Below are 782 nucleotides of genomic sequence, written 5' to 3' on the forward strand. Positions count from 1 at the left end.
CCTGCTGGCCTGGCGCTGCTGATCCTGGGCTTTGAGGCGCTGCGTGTCCTGCGGCGCTAAGCCATCTGAGGCGCCAACTGCCGGCGGCGGGCAGACCTACCCAGCGGCGGGCGGGACGAGTAGAGTGCTGGGTACTCGCCTGAGTAGGCCGATACCCGTGGCTGCCAGGGGTTCATCCCGGCGGCGCGCCGTGAAAAGGAGCTGGTCATGTTCGATCCCGATGAGCCGCTGTCCGTGAGCGTCACCTCCGAGGCGATCCCCGGACGCTACGTCGTCATCTTCGACGGCGCCGAGCCGGTGGGCACCCCGATGACCAGCCTGGGGGTGCTGCAGGAGCAGGTGCCGAGGTGCTTTCCGACGAGGGCTACTCGCTCAAACACTACTTTCCCCGGCTGGGCATGGCCGTGGTGGATAGCGAGTCCGGGCAGGTCGAACAGCTGCGCGAACGCTGCGCCTCCCGGCGCCTGCCGATGAAGGTGGTGCCCGAACGGATCTACCGCATCCAGGTCAACACCGGGGACGTGGCCGCGGCCGAGCGGCAGGCATACGCGGACACCGACGAGCTGACCTGGGGACTGCAGGCGGTGAAGGCCGTGGAATCGGGGTACACCGGGGCCGGGGTGAAGGTGGCCGTGCTGGACACCGGGTTCGACGAGAACCACCCGGACTTCGCCGGCCGGCAGGTCACCACCAAGTCCTTCGTGGAGGGTGAGGACGCCTAGACGGGCACGGGCACGGAACCCACTGCATCGGCACCGCCTGCGGCCCGCGCGGCGTGCCCG

At 69.4% G+C, this 782-nt stretch carries 2 protein-coding genes; both read left to right on the top strand.

All coding sequences use genetic code 11. From position 1 onward, the window contains the following. Nucleotides 1-207 precede the first annotated feature (207 nt). A complete protein-coding gene (locus tag JCM19049_RS21560) occupies nt 208-474 on the top strand; it encodes a hypothetical protein (protein WP_279403437.1) in 267 nt (88 codons plus the stop codon). Continuing rightward, a complete protein-coding gene (locus JCM19049_RS16240) occupies nt 408-722 on the top strand; it encodes a S8 family serine peptidase (protein ID WP_279403438.1) in 315 nt (104 codons plus the stop codon). Before JCM19049_RS21560 ends, JCM19049_RS16240 begins: the two co-directional genes overlap by 67 nt. Nucleotides 723-782: the final 60 nt, after the last annotated feature.

Source organism: Arthrobacter sp. JCM 19049, assembly GCF_001310435.1.

Excerpts from the sequence above, each read along its gene's own strand:
- JCM19049_RS21560 (WP_279403437.1), top strand. The coding sequence starts at position 208 with ATGTTCGATCCCGATGAGCCGCTGTCCGTGAGCGTCACCTCCGAGGCG.